The following is a 20954-nucleotide window of genomic DNA, read 5'->3' on the forward strand; positions in this document are numbered from 1 at the left end:
GAGAAGCTCTCATGATCCGCAAACTGTTTCTCTTCTCCGGCGGCGCCTTCCTGGTGGCGCTGGTTTGCCTGGCCGGGGCCGCCGCCCTGGTCTCCAACGAAGTCGGCACCAAGGGCTGGAATATCGGCCTGATCAAGGATGGCGACCATCTGCGCATAGGCAAGGGCGAGGCCGGCAAGCCGGAACCGAGCACCAGCAAGACAATTGCCTGGACCGGCGGCGACCTGCTGGCCGTCGATCTGCCCGCCGATGTCGTCTATACGCAGGGCCCGGCCGCTTCGGTCACCATCACCGGCCCGCAGTCGCTCGTCAACCGCATCACGCTCGATAATGGCCGCCTGTCGATCGCCGATGGTCCCGAACACCGCGAAAGCGTCAATTTCACCTGGGGTAAGGATGGCTTCGAGGCCCGCACCAGCCACCAGGGCGCCCGCATTACCGTCACCGCGCCGAACGTGAAGCGCTTCGAAATGACCGGCAGCGGCGATCTCGACCTGCGCGGCTATGACCAACCGTCGATCGATATCAGCATCGCCGGGTCCGGTTCGGTCCATGCCGTGGGCCGCACCCAGGCCCTGAAACTGAACGTCTCCGGCAGCGGCAGCGCCGATCTGGCGGCTCTGGAGACCAAGGACGCCGATGTCAGCGTCAATGGTTCCGGCGATGCCACTATCCATGCCACCGGCAATGCAAAGATCGACATTTCCGGCTCTGGTAATGTCGACCTGGCCACCAAGCCGGCCAAGATCGACACCACGATCTCCGGCTCTGGTACGGTGGATAACGGCGACGACGCCAGCGATAATTAAGAGCTGACATCAACCCTGCCCAAGGCGCCGGTCCGCATGAGCCGGCGCTTTTTTTGCACTTACGACGACATAAGAATGCAATCTGGTTTTACCGACGACAGGGCGGCGCGGGGATAATCTCTTTCGATGACACCATTCTTACCTGGTTGCTTTAAGGCCCCTACCGCGCTTTTGCACATATGCCGTTATTTTGTCCCTGTCATTCCCCGACACGCAGACGAAGAGAGAGTGCGATATGGTAACCATCAATAATTCCCAGCCGCCGGCCCAGGTCAATAACAGCAGCAATGCCGGGCTGATCATCCTGGCCCTGGTCATCCTGGCCGCAGTAATCGGCGGCATCTGGTACTTCACAACCTATGGCCCGATCGAATCCACCCACACCAATACGGTCGACCGGACGATCACCCGTATCGAAAAGGCCCCGGCCGCCGTGGGCAATGCGGTCGATAACGCGACCAGCAACCCCGCCAATACCACCGCGCCGTCGAATACCGAGCCGGACCCGGCTCAATAACGCGTTCAAGGATTAATAAGAAAAGCGCCGGCGGAAACGTCGGCGCTTTTCTTTTATGCTGTGGGCTAGGCCGTTCCGGTGAGGCGAAAACGGTTGGCTTTCGAGCACCCGCCGCGACGTGTACTCTTGTACACGAGCAAGGGCGCGCAGGAAGACGGCGGTTTGCAGCCCTCCGGAACGAGACTAGCGACTAAATTTCTGGAACTTGATCCGGTGGGGGATCAAGCTATCCGTGCCGAGACGACGCTTCTTGTCTTCCTCGTACATTTCGAAGTTGCCCTCGAACCATTCTACATGGCTGTCGCCTTCGAAGGCCAGGATGTGCGTGGCCAGGCGATCGAGGAACCAGCGGTCGTGGGAGATGACCACGGCGCAGCCGGCGAATTCTTCAAGCGCCTCTTCGAGGGCCTGAAGCGTTTCGATATCCAGGTCGTTGGTCGGTTCGTCGAGCAGGATGACATTGCCGCCGGCGGCCAGGGTCTTGGCCAGGTGGACGCGGTTGCGCTCACCACCAGAGAGCAGGCCAACCTTCTTCTGCTGGTCGCCGCCCTTGAAGTTGAAGCCGCCGACATAGGCGCGGGAATTGATTTCCTTCTTGCCGACCACCATGATGTCGGTGCCGCCGGAAATGGCCTGCCAGACGGTATGGTTCGGGTCGAGGTCGTCGCGCGACTGATCGACATAGGCCAGCTTGACGGTTTCGCCGAGCTTGATCGTGCCGGCATCCGGCTTTTCCTGGCCGGTGATCAGCTTGAACAGGGTCGACTTGCCGGCGCCGTTCGGGCCGATGACGCCGACAATGCCGTTGGGCGGCAGGCGGAAGGTCAGGCCCTTGAAGAGCACCTTGTCGCCATATTCCTTTTCCAGATCAGTGACTTCCAGAACGACATTGCCGAGGCGCGGGCCGGGCGGGATCTGGATGGTGGCGAAGGTCTGGGCCTGACGCGAATTTTCCTGTTCGCGCACCATGTCCTCATAGGCGGCCAGACGGGCCTTGGACTTGGCCTGACGGGCCTTGGCGCCGGAACGCACCCATTCCAGTTCCTTGGTGAGGGCGCGCTGGCGGGCTTCGGATTCCGACTGCTCCTGCACGACACGCTTCTGCTTCTGCTCCAGCCAGCCGGAGTAGTTGCCTTCATAGGGCACACCCTTGCCGCGGTCGAGTTCGAGGGTCCACTTGGTCACCTGGTCGAGGAAGTAACGATCGTGGGTGACGAGGATGACGCAGCCGGGGAAGTTTTCCAGGTGGTGCTGGAGCCAGGCCACCGATTCCGCATCGAGGTGGTTGGTCGGCTCATCCAGCAGCAGCATGTCAGGCTTGGAAAGCAGCAGGCGGGCCAGCGCGACGCGGCGCTTTTCACCGCCGGAGAGCTTGGTGACGCCGGAATCGTTGGGCGGGCAGCGCAGGGCGTCCATGGCCATTTCGATGCGGCTGTCGATGTCCCACAGATCGCCGGCGTCGATCTTTTCCTGCAGTGCGTTCATTTCTTCCATGAGCTCGTCGGAATATTCCTCGCCCATCAGTTCGGCCACCTTGTTGAAGCGGTCGAACGTCTTCTTTTCCTCACACCAGTCGATGACGTTTTCCCAGACGGTCTTGGTCTCGTCGAGATGCGGCTCCTGCTCCAGATAGCCCATCTTGGTGCCTTCGGCGGCCTTGGCCTCACCGGAGAATTCCTTGTCGATGCCGGCCATTATCTTCAGCAGGGTCGATTTACCCGAACCGTTGACGCCGACGACGCCGATCTTGGCGTCGGAATAGAAGGAGAGCCAGATGTTCTCGAAGACCTTCTTACCACCGGGGTAATGCTTGGTCAGGCCCTGCATCTGGAAGATATATTGTTGCGCCATGGGGAGCTTGCGCCCTTCTCAAAAGAATGCGTTTTTAAGGATGCTGTCGTTTAGCGGCTTAGGCGCAAAAGCGCAATAATTAGATGCAGCCTTGCAAAGGGACTTGGAAATGGCCGATTTCATCTTTTTAATGCACGATACACCGAACGAAACGCCGAACCAAACAAGCGGCTGGCCGGCCTATCTTGACGGTTTGGCGCGCGGCGGCCATTTGCGCGGCGGCAGCGCTATCGGCAGCGGCGCCGCATTTCGCAAGAACGGCGCTGCTTCTTCGATTACCGCCCACCTGACCGGCTTTATTCGTATCGAAGCCGACAGCCTTGCCGCCGCACAAACCCTTTTGGCCGGTAATCCGGTTTACGAAGCCGGCGGAATCGTTGAAATCCGCGAATTACCCGAAACAGACTAAGCAAACACCGCCTTCATCAGCTTCTCTAAATTTTCCGCGTCTTCTTCATCGTAGGTGCTGAAGCTTTCCGAGTCGGAATCGAACACCGCGATCAGGTCGCCGGACGCATCGAACACCGGCACGACGATCTCGGAATTGGAGCGCGAATCGCAGGCGATATGATCCGCGAAAGCATGGACATCGGGCACCACCTGGGTCTGGCCGGTGGCCGCCGCGGCGCCACAGACACCCCGCCCAAAAGCGATGCGCAGACACCCCAGGGTGCCGTTATATGGCCCCACCACCAGTTCATCGATCCCGGCGGTTTTCTTAACCTTATCCACGACATAGAAGCCGGTCCAGAACCAGGAATCGAAGGCCTGATCGAGCAGGGAAACCACGGTCGCCATGCGCGCCACGACATCCGGCTCCCCGTCCAGCACGGCCACCGCGTCCCTTATAACTTCTTGATATTTTTCGCCTTTGGACATCATTGCCAAAGCCTCGTTAACCATATAACTCAATATTGTCTCCTGATTTTTCCCCTGACGCGGGCATTTCGGGACGGGGTTTGCGGGCTTTGGCGCGCAAAACGCGAAATCGGCGCGGGCTGGAGCTTATTAACACTTTTTTCTGGCCAAGACACCGCTTTTGACGCATGATGACTATGCGCGCGTACAGGTGCAAGTGGGGTATGGGTTATGAGGGGGTTCCGCGCGATTTTGGCGCGACAATCCGGCAACGCTCGACAAGATTAAGTCAGTCACTAGCTGCATTGGGGGGCCAAAGCTTGACACTCTTCGTAATCCTTACAAAAGATGTATTAACCATATTTATGCCGACTTTGTCGGAGCGATGACTGATGTCAGAATGTGATCAGGCAAGATCAACCCGGTCAGCCTCAAATGGGCGCACCGGCGGGGTCTTTAAAGGCCGGAAGGCGCTCGCCCGTGCGGGGGTGACGCTGATGGTGGGCCTGTGCGTCAGCATGTCCCTCTCCGGCTGCGACATGCGTGACTGGCGGTGGTTCAACCGCAAGGTCGGCATCGACGGCACCTATGCCTGCCCGCGCCCGCCCGATCCCTTCCAGACTCAAGGGTTCAACGGCCAGGAACGCGAAATCCGCTATTATCGCCACCTCGCCTTCAGCAATGATTTCTTTGCCCAGCTCGAACTGGCCAACCGCTACGCGGCACTCGATGCTTCGGATAAAAACCTCGAAGACCATATCGAATCCTCGGTCTGGCTGGTCATGGCCCTGGCCAACCAGCAGGGATACGCCCCGGCCAGCCGCGCCATGGACCCGCGCGGCGGCGTCCTGGCCTCGCGTTACGACAAGTGCCGCGCCTTCGAGCGTGAGCGTGCCTATCGGATGCTCGATAACGAGCTGTCGATGATGGATTCCGGCGAGCGCGACAAGGTGCGCGACCGCGTCATCTACATCCAATCCACCCTGGGCGCCGATGGTTTCCGCACGCTTGGCCGGTTGTACGACGATCAGTATGGCCCCATGGGCGAGCCGGCCGATAATCCGCAGGCCATCCGCGCCATGATGCGCGGCCGCAATTACGGCATGTCGAACGTCCGCACCCTGTTCGAACGCTCGGATGTCGATGCCTATCTGTATAACTATAAGGCGTCGGAAACCGGTGATGTCGGGGCCTATGTTCTTCTGAAGGATTTCGAGAAATCGGCGCCTACCCGCGCCAAATACTCCTCCTTCGTCGAATCCAAGGCCCGCCGCTGGGTGGCGCCCTATGAATTCTATCCGCCCGAAGCCCCGCAGGGCGGCGTGCCGCATTCGGATGAAAGCCGTCCGGATGACGCCGCCTCCTACGCATTGTCGCGCATGGAAGAACTGCCCTTCATCCATGTGGTGCGCGCGCTCGATTACCTGAACCTGCTCAATGTCGCCTGTTTCGAGCCGAAGGACGTGCCGAAACAGACGATTGACGGCCTGCGGTCGATGATCGGAATGCCGGGCGGCGAGCGCCTGACCTATCTCGATCGTGTCCGCGCCATTCAGTTGGCGGCCGTGAACGGCGATTCCCGTTCGCAGCTCGTCCTGGCCGTCATGTATTCCGAAGGCGTCGGGGTCGAGGTCGATTATGCCCGCGCCTTCTACTGGTATCAGAAGGCCGAAAGCCAGGGTTCGCCCGAAGCCCGCTACGCCATGTCGACCTATTTCGACCTGGGCATGAAGGGTGTGGCCGACCAGAACAAGGCCGAGTCTGTCGTCATGCAGCTTGATGCGGCGCTGGCCGGCTTCAAGCCCTCCGCCGGCCGCCTGCAAGCCGTGCTGGCGCAAGTATCGCGTACGCCTGAAAATTAATACGCGCTGCCCGCCCTGCCGGGGCAGTGGTTTAAGGAAAACGAAGATGTGGATGCGTAAGGACCGTCAGTTACATTCGCAAAAGGGGCAGGGCCTTGTGCTGAGCCTGGCGATCCTGGTCGTGACCGCCGTCATGTCGCTGTCCGCTCCGCAAGGTGCCGTGGCCGGTTCCAATGTCGCCGCCCGCGTCAATGCGACCATCCGTCCGTGCTTCGGCGTCCTGCTCGATCCCGAACTGCGCACCTGCCGTTCGCAGCGGCGTTATGACGGCTATGGTTATGGTTACGGCTATGACGACTGGAGCCGCCGCTTCCGCAACGGCACGGTCGCCCATTTCGATTGCAGCGAGGGCCCCTACGCGCTCGATCGCCTGCTGGCCCGCCTGCCCTCCGGCAGCACGCTTTATCTGCGCGGCTCGCGCGGCTGGCGCACCTCCAATGGCCTGGGCGCCGCCGACCTGCCGGAAGCCTATGCCAATTACAGTGTCTGCGAAGTCAGCCTGCGCCTGCGCAAATCCATCATCATCCAGCCAGAAACCGGACCGGGCTACGACAGTCACCCGCTGGTCCTGAAGGCACCCCAGGGCGAAAACTGCATCCGCGTCGAGCCGACCGCCGACATGGTCATCGTCCGTAACCTGACCCTGATGTCGACGCGCGGCGCCAGCCAGTCCTGCATCTCGGCTTCAGGCGGTGAATTCACCCTGGAAAACGCCAATCTGCGCTATGATGGCGAACGCTCCGCCGTGGCCATCGAGGCCGGCCGCTTCAACATGTCGGACACCAACCTGATCGCCCGCACGGAAGATGCCGCGCTGGAGATCAACCACGCGGCCCTCTATATCTATAACAGCCGCGTCGCCAGCACCTATAACGGCATCCGCGGCGACATTACCAATGACAGCCGCCTGCTGGGCGTTACCGTGCTGCAACTGGGTGATTGGCAGGGCTTCGAGCGGGGTGAAAACGCCAAGGCGATCGATCTCAGCCTGGAAACCAACCGCAGCATCATCACCATCGACCAGACGAAGACCCTGTTCTATGGCAATGGCCTCTATCTCGATGGCGTCGGCGAGGCCCTGGTCTCCAACTCGCTGTTCTATTCCGATCACGCCATCACCAGCAATCTGGAGCGTGTCCGCATCCTCAACAACTACATCTTCGCCGATGAGGTGGGTATCAATCTGGAGCGCGGCACAGCCTATGTCGGCAACAATCATATCCGGCTGGTACGCACGGCGGCGATCCTGAAAAAGCCGGGCGCCGTGCTGCGCGCCGTCAATAACCACATCGAAACCGAGCGCTGCGAGGATCTGAGCTGGGGCGATGTGCCGCCGGAATTCCGCAACTGCACGCCCTGGCACCAGCAGGCCGCCTTTGGCATTCCCGGCGGTGGCGTCGACTGGAGCATTTACGACCTGCTGAGCGAAGCCTGTGCGGATTCGCCGTCCGACGGCCACGCCGGCGCGGTATGCAGCCGCTTCCACGCCACCACCTTCAAGACGCTGAACAAGGAACGCACCTTTGATGATCGTTCCTACAGCGAACTGATCAAGGCCGGATGCAGCCGCAACATGACCCAGGTGACCGCCGTTTCCTGGCAGCAGTGCCAGGATTATCAGAAGCTGCGCCTGCCGGCAGACACAGGTAAGGTCGATCCGGTCATCGAGGAAGCTTCCTACCGCGCACTGAAGTCGATATGCACGCAAAAACCGGCCGATCCCGCCTGGAGCCAGCGCTGCGATACCTATACTAAGAGCGCCAATGCCGAAATCAACAGCGGCGACCAGTATCCGTTCGAGGATGACGATACCAACCTGGCACTGGCCGATGGCAAGGAATGGCTGTCCCAGGAGCTCTACAGCAATGAGAACAACCTCTATTCGGTAAACGCCGGCACCTTTATGCCGCTGTTCGATACCTACCTGCCGCGCCCGCCCTATCGCATGGCGAGCTCCAATGTGGCCGGTCCCAATTCACCGGATAATCCGGAATCGAGCCAGGGCGCCCCGCCGCCGCGCAATCCCTCTCCGCGCCGCGATGCACCGGCCGTTCCGAACCCGGTGCCGCCAATCCCGCGGATCAACTAAACCAAAAGCCGGACCACCTGGTCCGGCTTTTTTATTACCTAATGCCGAAACGAAAAAAGCCCCGATCGATATCGGGGCCTTTTCAAATGGCTGATTTTAGCGGTCAGTTATCATCGCCGTCATCATGATGACGGCCCCAGTGCCAGCCGCCTTCCTGCTTGTCCTTGGCCTGGAGACCAAGTACCGCACCGGCAACGGCGCCGGCCGCCGCATCATTCGTATCACCGTTTGCGCCACCGATCAGGGCACCAGTCGCCGCGCCCAGAGAAATGGCATTGGAATCGCCGGCATTCAGGCTGGACCCCATGGTGGCGCCAATCACCGCCCCCTGCTGCGCGCCCTTGGAATTATTCGTCACCACGCTGCCGACCACCGCGCCGGCGACCGCCCCCACTATGACCGGATTGGGGCCGCCGCGCACGAAATCAACGCCATAGGCGCCGCGCCGCGTACAAACATAGCTGCCATCACGCGGGTTCTGGGCATAGGGATCGAGACCGACCGAATTGCGGGTGGCATTGGACGACATGACCGGCAGGTCGCTGGTCCGCGTCACGCGGGTTTCGACGTGCGTATAGGGATCATAGGTCATGATCTCCGGCGCCTGGCCGGTAAAATCCGCCCGGCAGGCTTCATCGGCACGCGCCGTATTGATGGCTCTCGGCTCAGGCGTGGTGACGCAGGCGGAGGTTGCCAATCCCGCCCCCAGTGCCAGACCTGTAAGAACTAAACGTGACGCCTTCATCGCATCCCCCGACCATGGCATTAAAGATGGTTAACGGGGCATAGTCGCACACTTTCCGGCTCAAGCAAAGGCTTGAATCGGCGCGAAAACACAATTGAAATAACGGGAGTTACCCAACCGCCACGCTTTTATAAGCAAGCGATAAAGACGCAACCGTGCATTAGCCCAGCGCTTCGTAATCCTCGTCCGAGATTTCGAAATTGCCGTAGACATTCTGCACGTCGTCATCGTCGTTCAGGGCGTCGATCAGCTTCATCAGGGTACGCACCGGATCGCCGGTGATCGGCGTCGTGGCCTGCGGCTTCCAGACGAAACCGGTCGACTTCGGGTCGCCCAGAATCTTGGAGACAGCTTCCGCCACTTCATTCAGGTCTTCAAAGGCGGTGTAGATGGTGTGGCCGCCCTCGTCCTCGTCGCCATCACCCGGATCGGTCTCGACATCGGCGGCGCCGGCCTCGATGGCCGCTTCAAAAATCTTGTCAGCGTCTCCGGCCGTCAGCGGATACTTGATCTCGCCCAGGCGGTCGAACATGAAGGCGACACTATTGGTATCCCCCATCTGGCCGCCGAACTTGGTGAAATAGCTACGGACATTGCCGGCGGTGCGGTTGCGGTTGTCGGTCAGGGCCTCGACGATCAGGCCGATGCCGCCAGGGCCGCGGCCTTCGTAGCGGATCTCTTCCATATTGTCGGCTTCACCGGAGGCGCCCTTCTTGATGGCGCGTTCGATGTTGTCCTTCGGCATCGATTCGGCCTTGGCCATCGAAACCGCCAGACGCAGACGCGAATTCATGGCCGGGTCCGGCATACCCATCTTGGCGGCGATGGTGATATCGCGCGACAGCTTGGAGAAGAGCTTAGAGCGCGCGGCGTCGGCGCGGCCCTTCTTATGCATGATGTTCTTGAATTTACTATGGCCGGCCATGGGTCCTCAATGTCATATGTAATGCCTCCAAACGTCCCTGACGTTTGACAAGGGCAAGTGCCCGCCCGAGCCGATGCGAGGCAAGCCCCCGCGGCGCCTGAGCGGAAAAGATGCCGGTTTCTAAACCGAAACCAGCGCTTTAGGCAAGCTTTGCGAAAGCCTGCCGCCGATGCGGATGGGTTCGATGCGCGTGGCCAGTCCTGTGCGGTCATCGCTCTCGACATAAACGCCGCAGACCGTGGCCGGGCCCGATGCCGGACGATAGCGTTCCTTGCCGATCCGCGTGGTAAACCGGCGCAGTGGCTCTTCCTTGTCCATGCCGATCACGCTGTCATAATCGGCACAGGCGCCGGCATCCGTCTGGTAGGCCGTGCCGTTGGGCAGAATCTGCGCGTCGGCCGTCGGCACATGGGTGTGGGTGCCGACCACGAGCGTGGCGCGGCCATCGCAGAAATGCCCCATGGCCATTTTCTCGGACGTCGCCTCGCAGTGCATGTCCACCACGATGGCATCGGCCGCCAGCCCTAGCGGACAGGCATCCAGTTGCTTATCCACCGCGCCAAACGGATCATCCATTGAGGCCATATGCACCAGGCCCAGCACATTCATCACCAGGATACGCTTGCCGGACTGCGTTTCAAACAGATTGGCCCCCCGCCCCGGCGCATCGGCCAGAGGCGGATAGTTGATCGGCCGGATCAGGCGCGGCTCGCGGACAATATAGGTCAGGGCCTCTTTCTGGTCCCACGAATGGTTGCCCAGCGTCAGGCAGTCGGCGCCGGCATCAAAGAGCTGACGCGCCGAATTTTCCGACAGGCCGAAACCGGCCGAGGCGTTTTCCGCGTTGATAATAACGAATTCGAGGTCAAGCTCACGCCTTAGTCGTGGCAGGTGTTCGGTAAGGCCGTCGCGTCCGGCGCGGCCCACCACATCACCAAAAAAAGCAAAGCGCATTAAAAGTCCAGTTTCTAAGTTCCGCTACGGCGGGAACTACACCTTGGAGCGCACCTGAATGACGCCCTGATCGGTAAATATACCGTCAAGCGGCTGATCATGCACCTCAAACGGTATTTCGGCAAGTTGCTGCCCCGAAAAAGCGACCCCGTAGCCTTTTACGTCCTTCTGGGCGCGCAACCGCGCCAGCACGCGATCGTAATAACCACCGCCATAGCCCAGCCGCCAGCCCTGACCATCGAAGGCCAGCAAGGGCATGAACACGACATCCGGCGCAATTTCGTCAGCCTCATCCGCCGGCTGATGGATATCGAATGGCCCGCTGACCAGATGATCGCCCAGGCTGAACCGGCGGAAAATCATGCGAAAGCCGTCCCCTTCCCCCACCAGACAAGGTAAGGCCAGCGCATAGCCGCGTTCCTCGAAAATTTGCAGAAGCGGGAATGGATTGATCTCGCTCTGGATGGGCCAGTAGCCGGCGATGATGGCGTCTCTGTCAGGCCATGCGCGGTGCTCATCGAGATGTGCCTCAGCGATCTCGGCCAGCATGTCCCCCGCCAACGGAGAACTTAAGGCAAAAGCGGCGCGGCGGCGCTTCATTTCGTTGCGCAGCAACGGCTTCTGGTCGGCCATCAGCATAGTCAGTTCTCCGGCTTGCTGTTAACTCTTACCAGACCCGGCATAAAAAAGCACGGTTGAAAGTCAGGCAGGGTGGCGGCGCCATAAGAGCCGTGTCGATGCGTTTAAATCCTCTCAGACCTGACTAGTCAGGTGGGAACCAGGTAACTAGGACCACGGTCCAGATCAGAGCCAGTCCCCGTTCTAAGTGATTAAGGTCAGAAGGAATAGTGATCGCCACGCGAGCCACAGCAAGACCCGCCATGGCTTATATAGGCCGCCATGCCGGCGAACTCAAGAACCTTCGCTCAAAGCAGGGTCGCGGCCACGGGAAGGACGGGCGGCGTCGCGGCCTCGACATTCAGTAGGCTGTCCTCAAAATCGACAAGAATGTCGGCGAATTCCTGCGGCGTCAGCCGCATGTGCGCCATGCGCGCGCCCATGCGGTAATCCCAGAACGAGCCGATATGACTGAGGATGCCGATGCTTTCGCCCAGTTCGAAGAACATCTTCGGGCCGGCGAGCAGGAACTTGCGGAAAGGCGCCGGGTCAGCCCCTTGCGTCAGCGCCAGATAGGCCTCGTCATAGACCTTCAGCGTCTTGCGGGTTGAAACGATGGCGGTGATGATCTTCCTGGCCAGTCGCGGCCTCACCTCTGCCAGGTAATCGCGCGTCGCGGTATCGATCGGCCCTATGGTGCGGTAGGTCTGCAAGCCGTCAACCACCTGCTTGATATCAGCCTGAAGGTGCGACTGGCGCCATTTGAAATATAGAAATCCGCGCCATGAGAACATGCCCTCGGCGAAATCACCGTCGCTCATACGGAAGGTCTGCTTGAGCGGATCGAGGTCGCTGTCGAGATTATTGGCCAGGATTTTTGAGGTCAGCTTTATTGCTGCGGCTTCCATGCCGGCGCCAAAAGCCGTCATGACCAGGTGCTCGATTTCCGCGTTGGCAAAGCCCACCATTTCGCAGAGATCATGCGATGAAATTTTCAGGTAACAGGGATCGGGATTAAAACCGAAACGGGCCAGATGCTCGCGCACCAGGAAGGGATCGAGCGACGGAATTCCGTCCAGATGCTGGAGTATCTGGAGGTCCGGATTGCTGGCCAGGTTTTCGTCACTGAAATACGAGCGGGTGAAATTGACGAAGCCGGACTGGTTGACGAAGATCGATCGCCCCCCCAGGCGCAGATCGCTTGCATCGAAAGGCAGGATGATCTTGGTGGCCGTCCGGCGCGGGTGGGCGAACAGATCGCGCTCGGCCGGCCGCAAGGTGTGCTTGACCAGCAGGGCCTTGTTAAGCTGGGAATTGCGAAAGAACGGATTGCCCGCATAGCCTTCGGTGCGGCCGCTGGTGGCGAATATCTGCGAGAGGTTGAGAACCCGGCTGGTCGATGCCGTTTCGCCGAGATTGGCCAGGTTTCGGACATCGCGCGCGCCCTGGCTGCCTGATTTACTATAGCCAGACTTACTGAAAGATGCCGCCCCCGCGTGCATGAATGAACTTTCTGCTCAGAAATAGCTGGGGCTTTTTGCCGCCAGACTATAAGGTACACTACTGCCCCTGAGCGTAGTCAAAAACAATTAAGGGCTTATAAATTTTCCATAAAGATGCTGCGTAAAATGGCTGAAGCTCCCTCAAAAACGGATGGCGCCTGTAAACAGGCGCCTGGCATTTTCGCTCCCGTGATCGATCGGGCGCGCTGCGAAGGCAAGGCCGATTGCGTCGTCATCTGCCCTTATGAAGTGTTTGAACTGGATATCCTGCCGCCGGAAGATCGCAAGGGCCTCGGCCCCCTGGCGAAGGTAAAGGGCTTTATCAATGGCTGGAAGCAATCCTTCGCGGTCAATGCCGATGCCTGCCGGGCCTGCGGATTGTGCGTCGCGGCCTGTCCGAAAAAGGCGATTACCCTCACGCGTGTTTCCAACGGCGATTAAATAGCCGTTGGCAAGGGCGACCGCCCGTCCGAGCTTACGCGAGGAGCCATGCGGCGCTTGAGCTGAAAAGACTCTAAGACCGCAAGGTCTTAGGAAAAATCCGCGTCGCTGAGCGTTTCGCCGGTCGCTTCTTCCGCGGCTTTGGAGACCGGCATCTCGCGCGAGCGCAGCGGGCGTTCCTGCATCGACCACAGCGCCAGAAAGGCCAGCCCCATAGATACCGCCGCGCCCGTAAAGATCGGCTTGTAAATGCGCGCCGGATCGCTGACGCGGCTCAGTGCATCCGCGGACAGGGCGCCATTGAAGCTGCCACCGAACAGGGCATAGAGTTCACCGAACAGGATCGCGCCGAAGACCGCTACCAGCAGCGCACCGCCCAGGGAGCGGAAGAAGTTCATCACGCCCGTAGCCGTGCCCATTTCGTGACGCTCGACGGCGTTCTGCACCACGACGGTCGCCACTGGGAAGGTCGAGCCGACCGCCGCATTGGCGAAGAAAAGCCCACCGATATAGGCCCAGAGATTCAGCCGGTCACCAATCACGGCCATGCCCGCATAAATCACCGCGCCCGCAAACAGGCCGATCATCGGCATGAGCTTGTAACCCGTACCCTTGCCGCGTGCCATCATCTGGCCCGACAGGATTGACCCGCCGACAACCCCTAGCGCCAGCGGCGTCATCACCATGCCGGCCTGGGTGGCGCCCATATGGTAGATCAGTTGCACATAGAGCGGGTTATAGGCGCTGACCGACATCAGCGCCCCCATGCTCAGGGTGGAGACCAGTATGGCGCGCACGATGACGCCGTCCTTGAGGATGCCGGTCGGGATCAGCGGTTCGGCGGCGGTGCGCAAGCGTAAGGCGAACAGCCCCCAGAAGGCCGCCGAAACGATATAGACGGCCCACAGCGGCACACCCATCACGGCCGCACCGCGCGTATTGATGGCCAGCAGAAGGATAATGGCCGCCGCCGCCATCAGGACCGCGCCCAGCCAGTCAATGCGGTGCGGGCGTTCATATCGCGGCAGTTTCATCAGGCCGCGCGAGACGATCCACAGCGCCACAGCCCCAACCGGCAAATTGACCCAGAAGATCGACTGCCAACCCAGGTGTTCGGACAGCACGCCACCGAGGATCGGGCCGCCCAGGCTGGAAGCGGTGAAAACCGCCGCGAAGACGCCCTGAATCCGGCCGCGCTCCTTCGCCGTGACGATATCGGAAATCACGGTCTGGACCAGCGACATTAGCCCGCCGCCGCCCAGGCCCTGCACCGCGCGCGCGGCGATCAGCACATACATGTTGGGCGACAGGCTGCACAGCAGTGAGCCGAACAGGAAGATGCCGATGGCCATCAGCAGGGTCGTGCGCCGGCCGATAATATCGGCCAGCTTGCCATAGAGCGGCGTCACCACCGTCGACGACAGCAGGTAGGCCGTGACCATCCACGGCAGATGCTGCACATCACCCAGCTCGCGCCCGATCGTCGGCAGGGCGGTCGAAACAATGGTCTGGTCAAGCGCCGCCAGCAACAGCACCGCCATCAGGCCAATGATGATTCGCTGCACGTCCTTCGGTTCCATGGCCGGGGCCGTTGCAGGTTTTGTCTGGTTCATCCGGTCATCCCCGTTATTTCAGTTTACAGACTGTATTATTTTCTCGGCACACGCAAGCCCCGGATAGAGTCTTGACGTCGCGTCGGCTTTTCATCAGACATAGACGGGCAAAAAAACAATATATAACCGTTGGGAGCCGCCTGATGAAACGCCCGATTACCGTTGTCGCCACCGCTGCCTTTCTGGCCGCCCTGCCCTTAACCGCAATCGCCGCGCCCGATATCGCCAGCCGCATGGTCAATCATCCCGCCGCCGATCAGTGGGGCATTTTCGGCACCGGCGAAAAGCACGAACTTGTCAAGGATACCACCGTGCGCGGCGGCGCGGCCCTGCAGGTTACCTCGGCCGGCAAGGGCGCCAATCCGTGGGATATCCAGGCGGGCATATCCAATTCAAAGGCGGTCAAAAAGGGCGATGTCGTCCTGCTGGCCTTCTGGGGCCGGACGGTCACGCCGGGCAGCGCGTCTGTTCCCGCCGTAGTGCAGCAGGCCGCCGCGCCCTACACCCGTATCGGCGAGCAAACCCTGACCCTGACCCCCGACTGGCGGCTGCATTATGTCACCGCTACCGCCGACCGGGACTACCCCGCCGGCACGCTGGGCGTCAGCGTGCAACTGGCGACCGGCGCCCAGACCGTGGCACTGGGGCCGGTTTTCCTGCTCGATTTCGGCCCCGGTTACGATCCGAAATTCCTCCCGCGCAACATTCCGTAAAAAGAGCCTTGTTACTGCAAACGTTATCAGCCCACTTCCTTTTGCAGAGCCTGTTTTTTCGCTTTTGACAGCGCTGTTTTCGTCTATAAACATCCCAAGCCAGTCCGACCGGTTTTCGGTCGCAATAAATATGCGGTGCCGGCAAAGGCGCCCTGCGTTCACATCTTGGGAGATACCTCTTATGACTTCACAAATTAAGGCCCGTTTCGGCCTCCGTTTGCTGGCGACCACGGCTCTTATCGGCGCCTTCGCCCTCACCACCGCCGCACACGCGCAAACCACCAACGCCCCGCCACCTGCGCCGACCGTCCGCACCGATGTGCCGGCCGATCGCCCCTGGATGGATACCAGTCTGAGCGCGGAAGCCCGCGCCGAACTGATCCTTAAGGAGATGACCCTGGCGGAAAAGCTGCAACTGACCTTCGGCTATTTCTCGACCGATGCCAAATGGTCGATCACCCCGATCAAGAACTACGTCTTCCCCAAGGAGGGCCTGCCCTACTCCGCCGGCTTCGTGCCCGGCATCGAACGCCTCGGCATCCCCAACCAGTGGCAGACCGACGCCGGCGTCGGCGTCGCCACCCAGACCGTGCCTGAAGCGGCCCGCACCGCCGATCTGCCGCGCGGCCGCACTGCCCTGCCCTCCGGTATCAATACCGCCGCCACCTGGAACCCCGAAGTCGCCGAAGCCGGCGGCGCCATGATCGGCAATGAAGCCTTCCTCTCCGGCTTCAATGTCCAGCTCGCCGGCGGCATGAACCTGATGCGTGAACCGCGCAACGGTCGCAATTTCGAATATGGCGGCGAAGACCCGCTTCTGGCGGGCATCATTACCGGTCATGAGATCAAGGGTATACAGTCGAACCACGTCATCTCGACCCTGAAGCACTACGCCTTCAACGACCAGGAAACCAACCGCAACCAGATGGATCACCAGATCGAGGACAAGGCGGCGCGCGAATCCGACCTGCTCGGCTTCCAGATCGCCTATGAAACCGGCAATCCCGGCTCGGTCATGTGCTCCTATAACCGCGTCAACGGTCACTATGCCTGCGAAAACGACTGGCTGCTGAACCAGGTGCTGAAGACCGACTGGGGTTTCAAGGGCTATGTCATGTCGGACTGGGGCGCGACGCACTCCACCACCCAGGCTGCCAATGCCGGCCTTGACCAGCAATCCGGCTGGGCCTTCGACCGCTCGCCCTATTTCCACGGCGCCCTGCGTGAAGCCGTCAATAACGGCTATGTCTCTCAGGAACGCGCCAACGACATGGCTAAGCGCATCCTGTGGGCCATGTTCGAGGTTGGCCTGTTCGATACGCCGGTCAAGGGCGACCAGGCGACGACCATCGACTTTGAGAAGAACGGCAAGGTCAGCCAGACCGACTCCGAAGAAGGCATGGTCCTGCTGAAGAACACGCCGGGTCTCCTGCCGCTCAGCAAGACGGCGAAGTCAATCCTGATCGTTGGCGCCCATGCCGATGTCGGCGTGCTGTCGGGCGGCGGTTCGTCCCAGGTCTATCCGAAGGGCGGCTCGCCGGTGGCGGATGAATATGGCAAGGGCTTCCCAGGGCCTAAGACCTGGTATCCGTCCTCGCCGATGAAGGGGATTCAGGCCCGCACTACCGCCGCCGTCACCTATGTCGACGGCAAGGACGTGAAGGCTGCCGCCGCGGCGGCGAAAAAGGCCGATGTCGTCATCGTCTTTGGCGAGCAATGGACCGGCGAAGGCTTCGATGTGCCGGACCTGAACCTGCCGAACAATCAGGACGCCCTGATCTCGGCCGTGGCCAAGGCCAACAAGAAAACCGTGGTGGTGCTGGAAACCGGCGGCCCGGTCGTCATGCCATGGCTTTCCAAGGTCGGCGCCGTTATCGAAGCCTGGTATCCCGGCTCAAACGGTGGCGAAGCCATTGCCCGTGTCCTGACCGGCGAGGTCAATCCATCCGGTCACCTGCCGGCCACCTTCCCGGCCTCGCTCGACCAGTTGCCGCGCCCGGTGCTGGAAGGCGATCCCAAGCTCGATTCCGACTCGCATCCGATGAGCAATTACAACATCGAAGGCGCGGCCGTCGGTTACAAGTGGTTCGACAAGAAGGGCTATAAGCCGCTCTTCCCGTTCGGCCACGGCCTCTCCTACACCACCTTCGCCCTGTCAGACCTGACAGCCGCCGCCGAGGGCAAAGGCGTGAAGGCCAGCTTCTCGGTGAAGAACACCGGCGGGGTGGCCGGCAAGGAAGTGGCGCAGATCTACGTCTCCGGCACCGGTTGGGAAGCGCCGAAACGCCTCGGCGCCTTCCAGAAGGTCGAGGTCGCACCGGGTGAAAGCCAAAGTGTTTCCGTCACGGTTGATCCGCGCCTGCTGGCCACCTACGACTCCGCCAGCAAGACCTGGAACATCGCCGCCGGCGATTACAAGGTGATGCTGGCGACCTCGGCAGACGATATCGTCCAGACCGTCACTGTGCATCTCGATGCCCAGACTCTGGACGTCAGAGGCAAGTAATGGGCCTGCGTTTCGAGGTGACGACAGACACGGCGAAGATCGATTTCGATGCCGTCTATCGTTTCCTCAACGCTGAGTCATCGTGGGCTGAGGGCATTCCGCGCGATCTGTTTGACAGGGCGATGCGGAATGCCCTTTGTTTTGCCAGCCTTCTGGCGGGCGAGCAGATTGCCTTCGCCCGCGTGATTACGGACTGCGCCACCTTTGCCAATCTGGTCGATGTGTTTGTGGTGCCGGAATATCGCGGCAATGGCTACGCCACCCGTCTGCTGGAGCAGGTGTTCGCCCATCCGGACCTGGTAGGGTTGCGGCGCTTTACTCTGGCCACCAGCGACAAGCACGGCCTCTATGAAAAGTTTGGCTTTCATGCGCCTTTAAGGCCGGACACCCTGATGGAAAGATACGATCCGGACATCTATAAGAAATGATGCGCTATCTGCTGCCCGTCTTGCTCCTAGTCCTCGCCCCGGCCGCCCTTGCCGAGGATTACCAGAGTTCTTCCCCGCGCCAGCCGGCGGTCGAGAAGGACTGGGGGCCGTGGCTTGGGCCCTACCGTGCAGGCATCGTCGCCAAGATGGGCGAGGACTTCGGCGAGCAATATATCTATGCCGCGCAGAATGCCGCCCTGCCAGCCCCGGCGGCGAATGAACAGCGCGTGGTTTTTATCGGCGATTCGATCACCGACCGCTGGAACCTGGCCAAGTTCTTCCCCGGCAAACCCTATATCAATCGCGGCATCGGCGGACAGGTCAGCCCGCAAATGCTGGTGCGCTTCCATGCCGATGTGGTGGCGTTGAAACCGAAGGCCGTGGTGATCCTGGCCGGCATCAACGATATCCAGGGGGCACTACAGGTCGAGACCGAAGCCCAGATCGTGGCCAACTACACCGCCATGGCCGAAATCGCCGAGGCCAATCACATCAAACCTATCTTCACCCTGCTGATGCCGGTCAATAACTACACACCCAATGCGGTGACCATGCTCTCGGACCGCAAGCCGGAACGCGTGGCCTGGCTCAACGCCTGGCTGTCCGGTTTCTGTCAGGCGCATGGTTACGGCCTGATCGATTATGGCCCGATCCTGCGCGACGGCAAGGGCCTGCTGAAGGCCGAATATACCTCCGACGGCATCCACCCGAATGACGAAGCCTATGCGCTTATGGCGCCGGTGGCCGAAGCGGCTATTGAAGCGACGGTGAAAAAGTAAGCGGTTCAGTGCTTAGCAGCACTGGTCATTACAAGAAGTGATCCACAGATTACACAGATTGCACAGATTTTATTAGTTCTCTCTTACCGCCGATAACCTGTGGTGCGAAGCGCTATTCCACTATGAAGGCATTCACTGAATCGGCCGGAAACGTCCTGATAATCTGTGCAATCTGTGTAATCTGTGGATACCCTTCTTCTCTTGAGCCACCCTGAAAAGCCTGTTAGCGTCGCGCGATTATTGAAGGACCACAACCATGGGATTTGACCGTATCGCGGCGGCCGCTGATGAACCTGAGCGCATCGCCCGCCTGCGTCTGGCGCGTACCCAGCGCATTGGCCCGGTCAATTTCGCCCAGTTGATGCAGCGTTTCGGCACCGCCATCAGGGCGCTGGAAGAACTGCCGCATGTGGTCAGGCGTACCGGCGGCTCGCTGACGCCCTATCCGCTCGCCAAACTGGACGAGGAACTGGCCCGTGCCGATGCGGCCGGCGCGCGGCTGATCGTGTTGGGCGATGCCGATTACCCCGCCCTGCTGAAACAGATCGACGCCGCCCCGCCGGTTTTGTGGACCCTGGGGCCGCTCAAGCCGCGCCAGAAGGCCATCGGCATTGTCGGGGCGCGTAATGCCTCCGCCGCAGGCCAGAAGATCGCTCAGACCCTGGCCCATGACCTCGGTGAGGCCGGTTTTCACGTCATTTCCGGACTGGCGCGCGGCGTCGATACCCGCGCCCATGAGATGTCAGTGAAAACCGGCACGATCGGCGTCCTGGGTGGCGGTGTGGACGATATCTATCCGCCGGATAATCGCGGTCTGTACGAACAGATCCGCGCCCACGGCCTGCTGGTATCGGAAAGCCCGGTCGGCCACCGCGCCACGGCTTCGGACTTTCCCCGCCGCAACCGCATCATTTCCGGCCTGTCGCTCGGCACTGTCGTGGTTGAAGCCGAACTGCGCTCCGGGTCGCTGATCACCGCCCGCCTGGCCGCCGAACAGAACCGCGAGGTCTTTGCCGTCCCCGGTTCACCGCTTGATCCGCGCTGCCGCGGCACCAATGACCTGCTGCGCCAGGGCGCCAACCTGTGCGAAGGCGCCGAGGATATCATCCGCGTTCTGGAAGCCCAGATGGGCTTCAATGCCCCCGAAGCCAGTGAACCCGACTCCGCCTTGCCGGAAATCACCCTCCCGCCACAAAGTGAGGATGATATCGCCCGCGTCAGCCGCAGTTTGCTCGATCTGGTCAGCGAAACGCCGGTCCACCGTGACGACCTGCTGCGCTTATGCGGCGCGCAGACCTGGATCGGCCTGGCCGCGCTCAGCGAACTGGAAGTGGCCGGACGGTTTACGGTCAGTGATGGTGGTTTTTACAGCCATTCCTAACTGCGTTCGCCGTCAAGGCTGCTTGAGATATTTCCCTCATTTGACGAAATATCCCCGGAGCCATGCGCCATCATCAGCGCCCGTCTAAGATCATGCCCCAGCGCGACGCAACCGGCACGTTCGGCCATCTGCGCCAGTTCCTGGGCGATTTCATTGATATATTCCAGCACATCGCTTTGTTGATGAACCAGGCTATTATCTGAGGTCGTGGACATGTAAATACTCCCCGCGATTACATGGTTAATATGTATCATCGATTGCATTTAAAAAACTAACAATTTTAGATTGTGCTTTGAAATATTTTATTAGCGTTGACAGAAAACAATTCGCTCAGCATGTATGCCGCCTGTTCCTTGAGCATCC

General features: G+C 60.5%; 20 protein-coding genes. 11 read left to right on the forward strand and 9 right to left on the reverse strand.

What is annotated here, in order from left to right:
- Positions 1–11 precede the first annotated feature (11 nt).
- A complete protein-coding gene (locus tag BLO49_RS06155) occupies positions 12–809 on the forward strand; it encodes a GIN domain-containing protein (protein ID WP_090645558.1) in 798 nt (265 codons plus the stop codon).
- Between the two features lie 235 nt (positions 810–1044).
- Positions 1045–1326, forward strand: coding sequence for a flagellar basal body-associated FliL family protein (locus BLO49_RS06160; RefSeq protein WP_090645561.1), 282 nt, complete (start codon positions 1045–1047; stop codon positions 1324–1326).
- Between the two features lie 183 nt (positions 1327–1509).
- Here the strand turns inward: BLO49_RS06160 and ettA are convergent, their stop codons facing one another.
- Positions 1510–3177: an energy-dependent translational throttle protein EttA gene (gene ettA, locus BLO49_RS06165; protein ID WP_090645564.1), complete on the reverse strand. Its 1668-nt coding sequence runs from the start codon at positions 3175–3177 to the stop codon at positions 1510–1512.
- Positions 3178–3286: 109 nt separating this feature from the next.
- Here ettA and BLO49_RS06170 point away from each other — a divergent pair, with 109 nt between their 5' ends.
- A complete protein-coding gene (locus BLO49_RS06170; protein WP_090645566.1) occupies positions 3287–3586 on the forward strand; it encodes a YciI family protein in 300 nt (99 codons plus the stop codon).
- Here the strand turns inward: BLO49_RS06170 and BLO49_RS06175 are convergent.
- Complete coding sequence (locus tag BLO49_RS06175; protein WP_415499574.1) at positions 3583–4089, reverse strand: GAF domain-containing protein; 507 nt, start codon at positions 4087–4089, stop codon at positions 3583–3585. The genes BLO49_RS06170 and BLO49_RS06175 overlap by 4 nt on opposite strands.
- Before the next feature lie 338 nt (positions 4090–4427).
- Here BLO49_RS06175 and BLO49_RS06180 point away from each other — a divergent pair, with 338 nt between their 5' ends.
- Together BLO49_RS06180 and BLO49_RS06185 are read left to right on the forward strand one after the other, a co-directional pair.
- Positions 4428–5897, forward strand: a complete 1470-nt coding sequence (locus BLO49_RS06180; protein WP_245678876.1) for a tetratricopeptide repeat protein — start codon at positions 4428–4430, stop codon at positions 5895–5897.
- 52 nt (positions 5898–5949) lie between these two features.
- On the forward strand, positions 5950–7986 hold the full coding sequence (locus tag BLO49_RS06185) for a hypothetical protein (protein WP_170828216.1): 2037 nt from the start codon (positions 5950–5952) through the stop codon (positions 7984–7986).
- 103 nt (positions 7987–8089) lie between these two features.
- On the opposite strand, the gene BLO49_RS06190 is transcribed toward BLO49_RS06185, so the two are convergent.
- From BLO49_RS06190 to BLO49_RS06210, 5 genes are all read right to left on the reverse strand, one after another.
- On the reverse strand, positions 8090–8731 hold the full coding sequence (locus BLO49_RS06190) for a glycine zipper domain-containing protein (RefSeq protein WP_170828217.1): 642 nt from the start codon (positions 8729–8731) through the stop codon (positions 8090–8092).
- A gap of 160 nt (positions 8732–8891) precedes the next feature.
- A complete protein-coding gene (locus tag BLO49_RS06195; RefSeq protein ID WP_090645577.1) occupies positions 8892–9656 on the reverse strand; it encodes a YebC/PmpR family DNA-binding transcriptional regulator in 765 nt (254 codons plus the stop codon).
- Between the two features lie 120 nt (positions 9657–9776).
- The gene (locus BLO49_RS06200) at positions 9777–10610 is read right to left on the reverse strand and encodes a TIGR00282 family metallophosphoesterase (RefSeq protein WP_090645580.1); all 834 of its coding nucleotides are present in this window, start codon (positions 10608–10610) and stop codon (positions 9777–9779) included.
- 36 nt (positions 10611–10646) lie between these two features.
- Complete coding sequence (locus tag BLO49_RS06205; protein WP_090645582.1) at positions 10647–11249, reverse strand: 5-formyltetrahydrofolate cyclo-ligase; 603 nt, start codon at positions 11247–11249, stop codon at positions 10647–10649.
- 287 nt (positions 11250–11536) lie between these two features.
- Complete coding sequence (locus BLO49_RS06210) at positions 11537–12730, reverse strand: hypothetical protein (protein WP_090645585.1); 1194 nt, start codon at positions 12728–12730, stop codon at positions 11537–11539.
- A 126-nt stretch (positions 12731–12856) separates the two neighbouring features.
- On the opposite strand from BLO49_RS06210, the gene BLO49_RS06215 reads away from it, so the two are divergent.
- On the forward strand, positions 12857–13171 hold the full coding sequence (locus BLO49_RS06215; RefSeq protein WP_090646197.1) for a 4Fe-4S dicluster domain-containing protein: 315 nt from the start codon (positions 12857–12859) through the stop codon (positions 13169–13171).
- 89 nt (positions 13172–13260) lie between these two features.
- Here the strand turns inward: BLO49_RS06215 and BLO49_RS06220 are convergent, their stop codons facing one another.
- Positions 13261–14784 carry an MDR family MFS transporter gene (locus tag BLO49_RS06220; RefSeq protein ID WP_090645588.1) on the reverse strand — a complete coding sequence of 508 codons (1524 nt, stop codon included), beginning with the start codon at positions 14782–14784 and terminating at the stop codon, positions 13261–13263.
- A gap of 143 nt (positions 14785–14927) precedes the next feature.
- Here BLO49_RS06220 and BLO49_RS06225 point away from each other — a divergent pair, with 143 nt between their 5' ends.
- The 5 genes from BLO49_RS06225 to dprA all read left to right on the forward strand — a co-directional run bounded on the left by BLO49_RS06225 (position 14928) and on the right by dprA (position 20591).
- On the forward strand, positions 14928–15497 hold the full coding sequence (locus BLO49_RS06225) for a hypothetical protein (RefSeq protein WP_090645591.1): 570 nt from the start codon (positions 14928–14930) through the stop codon (positions 15495–15497).
- Positions 15498–15678: 181 nt separating this feature from the next.
- Complete coding sequence (locus BLO49_RS06230; RefSeq protein ID WP_090645593.1) at positions 15679–18003, forward strand: glycoside hydrolase family 3 C-terminal domain-containing protein; 2325 nt, start codon at positions 15679–15681, stop codon at positions 18001–18003.
- The gene (locus tag BLO49_RS06235; RefSeq protein WP_090645595.1) at positions 18003–18431 is read left to right on the forward strand and encodes a GNAT family N-acetyltransferase; all 429 of its coding nucleotides are present in this window, start codon (positions 18003–18005) and stop codon (positions 18429–18431) included. The genes BLO49_RS06230 and BLO49_RS06235 overlap by 1 nt, the downstream gene beginning before the upstream one ends.
- Positions 18428–19210 carry a GDSL-type esterase/lipase family protein gene (locus BLO49_RS06240; RefSeq protein WP_245678877.1) on the forward strand — a complete coding sequence of 261 codons (783 nt, stop codon included), beginning with the start codon at positions 18428–18430 and terminating at the stop codon, positions 19208–19210. The genes BLO49_RS06235 and BLO49_RS06240 overlap by 4 nt, the downstream gene beginning before the upstream one ends.
- Before the next feature lie 256 nt (positions 19211–19466).
- A complete protein-coding gene (gene dprA, locus BLO49_RS06245) occupies positions 19467–20591 on the forward strand; it encodes a DNA-processing protein DprA (RefSeq protein ID WP_090645599.1) in 1125 nt (374 codons plus the stop codon).
- Here dprA and BLO49_RS06250 read toward each other — a convergent pair.
- Positions 20588–20806 (reverse strand): hypothetical protein, encoded by a 219-nt coding sequence (locus BLO49_RS06250; RefSeq protein ID WP_139159626.1) that lies wholly within the window; start codon positions 20804–20806, stop codon positions 20588–20590. The genes dprA and BLO49_RS06250 overlap by 4 nt on opposite strands.
- Positions 20807–20954 lie beyond the last annotated feature (148 nt).

This window comes from Asticcacaulis taihuensis, assembly GCF_900100255.1.
Taxonomy (GTDB): Bacteria; Pseudomonadota; Alphaproteobacteria; order Caulobacterales; family Caulobacteraceae; genus Asticcacaulis; species Asticcacaulis taihuensis.

Excerpts from the sequence above, each read along its gene's own strand:
- BLO49_RS06155 (WP_090645558.1), top strand. The coding sequence starts at position 12 with ATGATCCGCAAACTGTTTCTCTTCTCCGGCGGCGCCTTCCTGGTGGCG.
- BLO49_RS06160 (WP_090645561.1), top strand. The coding sequence starts at position 1,045 with ATGGTAACCATCAATAATTCCCAGCCGCCGGCCCAGGTCAATAACAGC.
- ettA (WP_090645564.1), bottom strand. The coding sequence starts at position 3,177 with ATGGCGCAACAATATATCTTCCAGATGCAGGGCCTGACCAAGCATTAC.
- BLO49_RS06170 (WP_090645566.1), top strand. The coding sequence starts at position 3,287 with ATGGCCGATTTCATCTTTTTAATGCACGATACACCGAACGAAACGCCG.
- BLO49_RS06180 (WP_245678876.1), top strand. The coding sequence starts at position 4,428 with ATGTCAGAATGTGATCAGGCAAGATCAACCCGGTCAGCCTCAAATGGG.
- BLO49_RS06185 (WP_170828216.1), top strand. The coding sequence starts at position 5,950 with ATGCGTAAGGACCGTCAGTTACATTCGCAAAAGGGGCAGGGCCTTGTG.
- BLO49_RS06190 (WP_170828217.1), bottom strand. The coding sequence starts at position 8,731 with ATGAAGGCGTCACGTTTAGTTCTTACAGGTCTGGCACTGGGGGCGGGA.
- BLO49_RS06195 (WP_090645577.1), bottom strand. The coding sequence starts at position 9,656 with ATGGCCGGCCATAGTAAATTCAAGAACATCATGCATAAGAAGGGCCGC.
- BLO49_RS06200 (WP_090645580.1), bottom strand. The coding sequence starts at position 10,610 with ATGCGCTTTGCTTTTTTTGGTGATGTGGTGGGCCGCGCCGGACGCGAC.
- BLO49_RS06205 (WP_090645582.1), bottom strand. The coding sequence starts at position 11,249 with ATGCTGATGGCCGACCAGAAGCCGTTGCTGCGCAACGAAATGAAGCGC.
- BLO49_RS06210 (WP_090645585.1), bottom strand. The coding sequence starts at position 12,730 with ATGCACGCGGGGGCGGCATCTTTCAGTAAGTCTGGCTATAGTAAATCA.
- BLO49_RS06215 (WP_090646197.1), top strand. The coding sequence starts at position 12,857 with ATGGCTGAAGCTCCCTCAAAAACGGATGGCGCCTGTAAACAGGCGCCT.
- BLO49_RS06220 (WP_090645588.1), bottom strand. The coding sequence starts at position 14,784 with ATGAACCAGACAAAACCTGCAACGGCCCCGGCCATGGAACCGAAGGAC.
- BLO49_RS06225 (WP_090645591.1), top strand. The coding sequence starts at position 14,928 with ATGAAACGCCCGATTACCGTTGTCGCCACCGCTGCCTTTCTGGCCGCC.
- BLO49_RS06230 (WP_090645593.1), top strand. The coding sequence starts at position 15,679 with ATGACTTCACAAATTAAGGCCCGTTTCGGCCTCCGTTTGCTGGCGACC.
- BLO49_RS06235 (WP_090645595.1), top strand. The coding sequence starts at position 18,003 with ATGGGCCTGCGTTTCGAGGTGACGACAGACACGGCGAAGATCGATTTC.
- BLO49_RS06240 (WP_245678877.1), top strand. The coding sequence starts at position 18,428 with ATGATGCGCTATCTGCTGCCCGTCTTGCTCCTAGTCCTCGCCCCGGCC.
- dprA (WP_090645599.1), top strand. The coding sequence starts at position 19,467 with ATGGGATTTGACCGTATCGCGGCGGCCGCTGATGAACCTGAGCGCATC.
- BLO49_RS06250 (WP_139159626.1), bottom strand. The coding sequence starts at position 20,806 with ATGTCCACGACCTCAGATAATAGCCTGGTTCATCAACAAAGCGATGTG.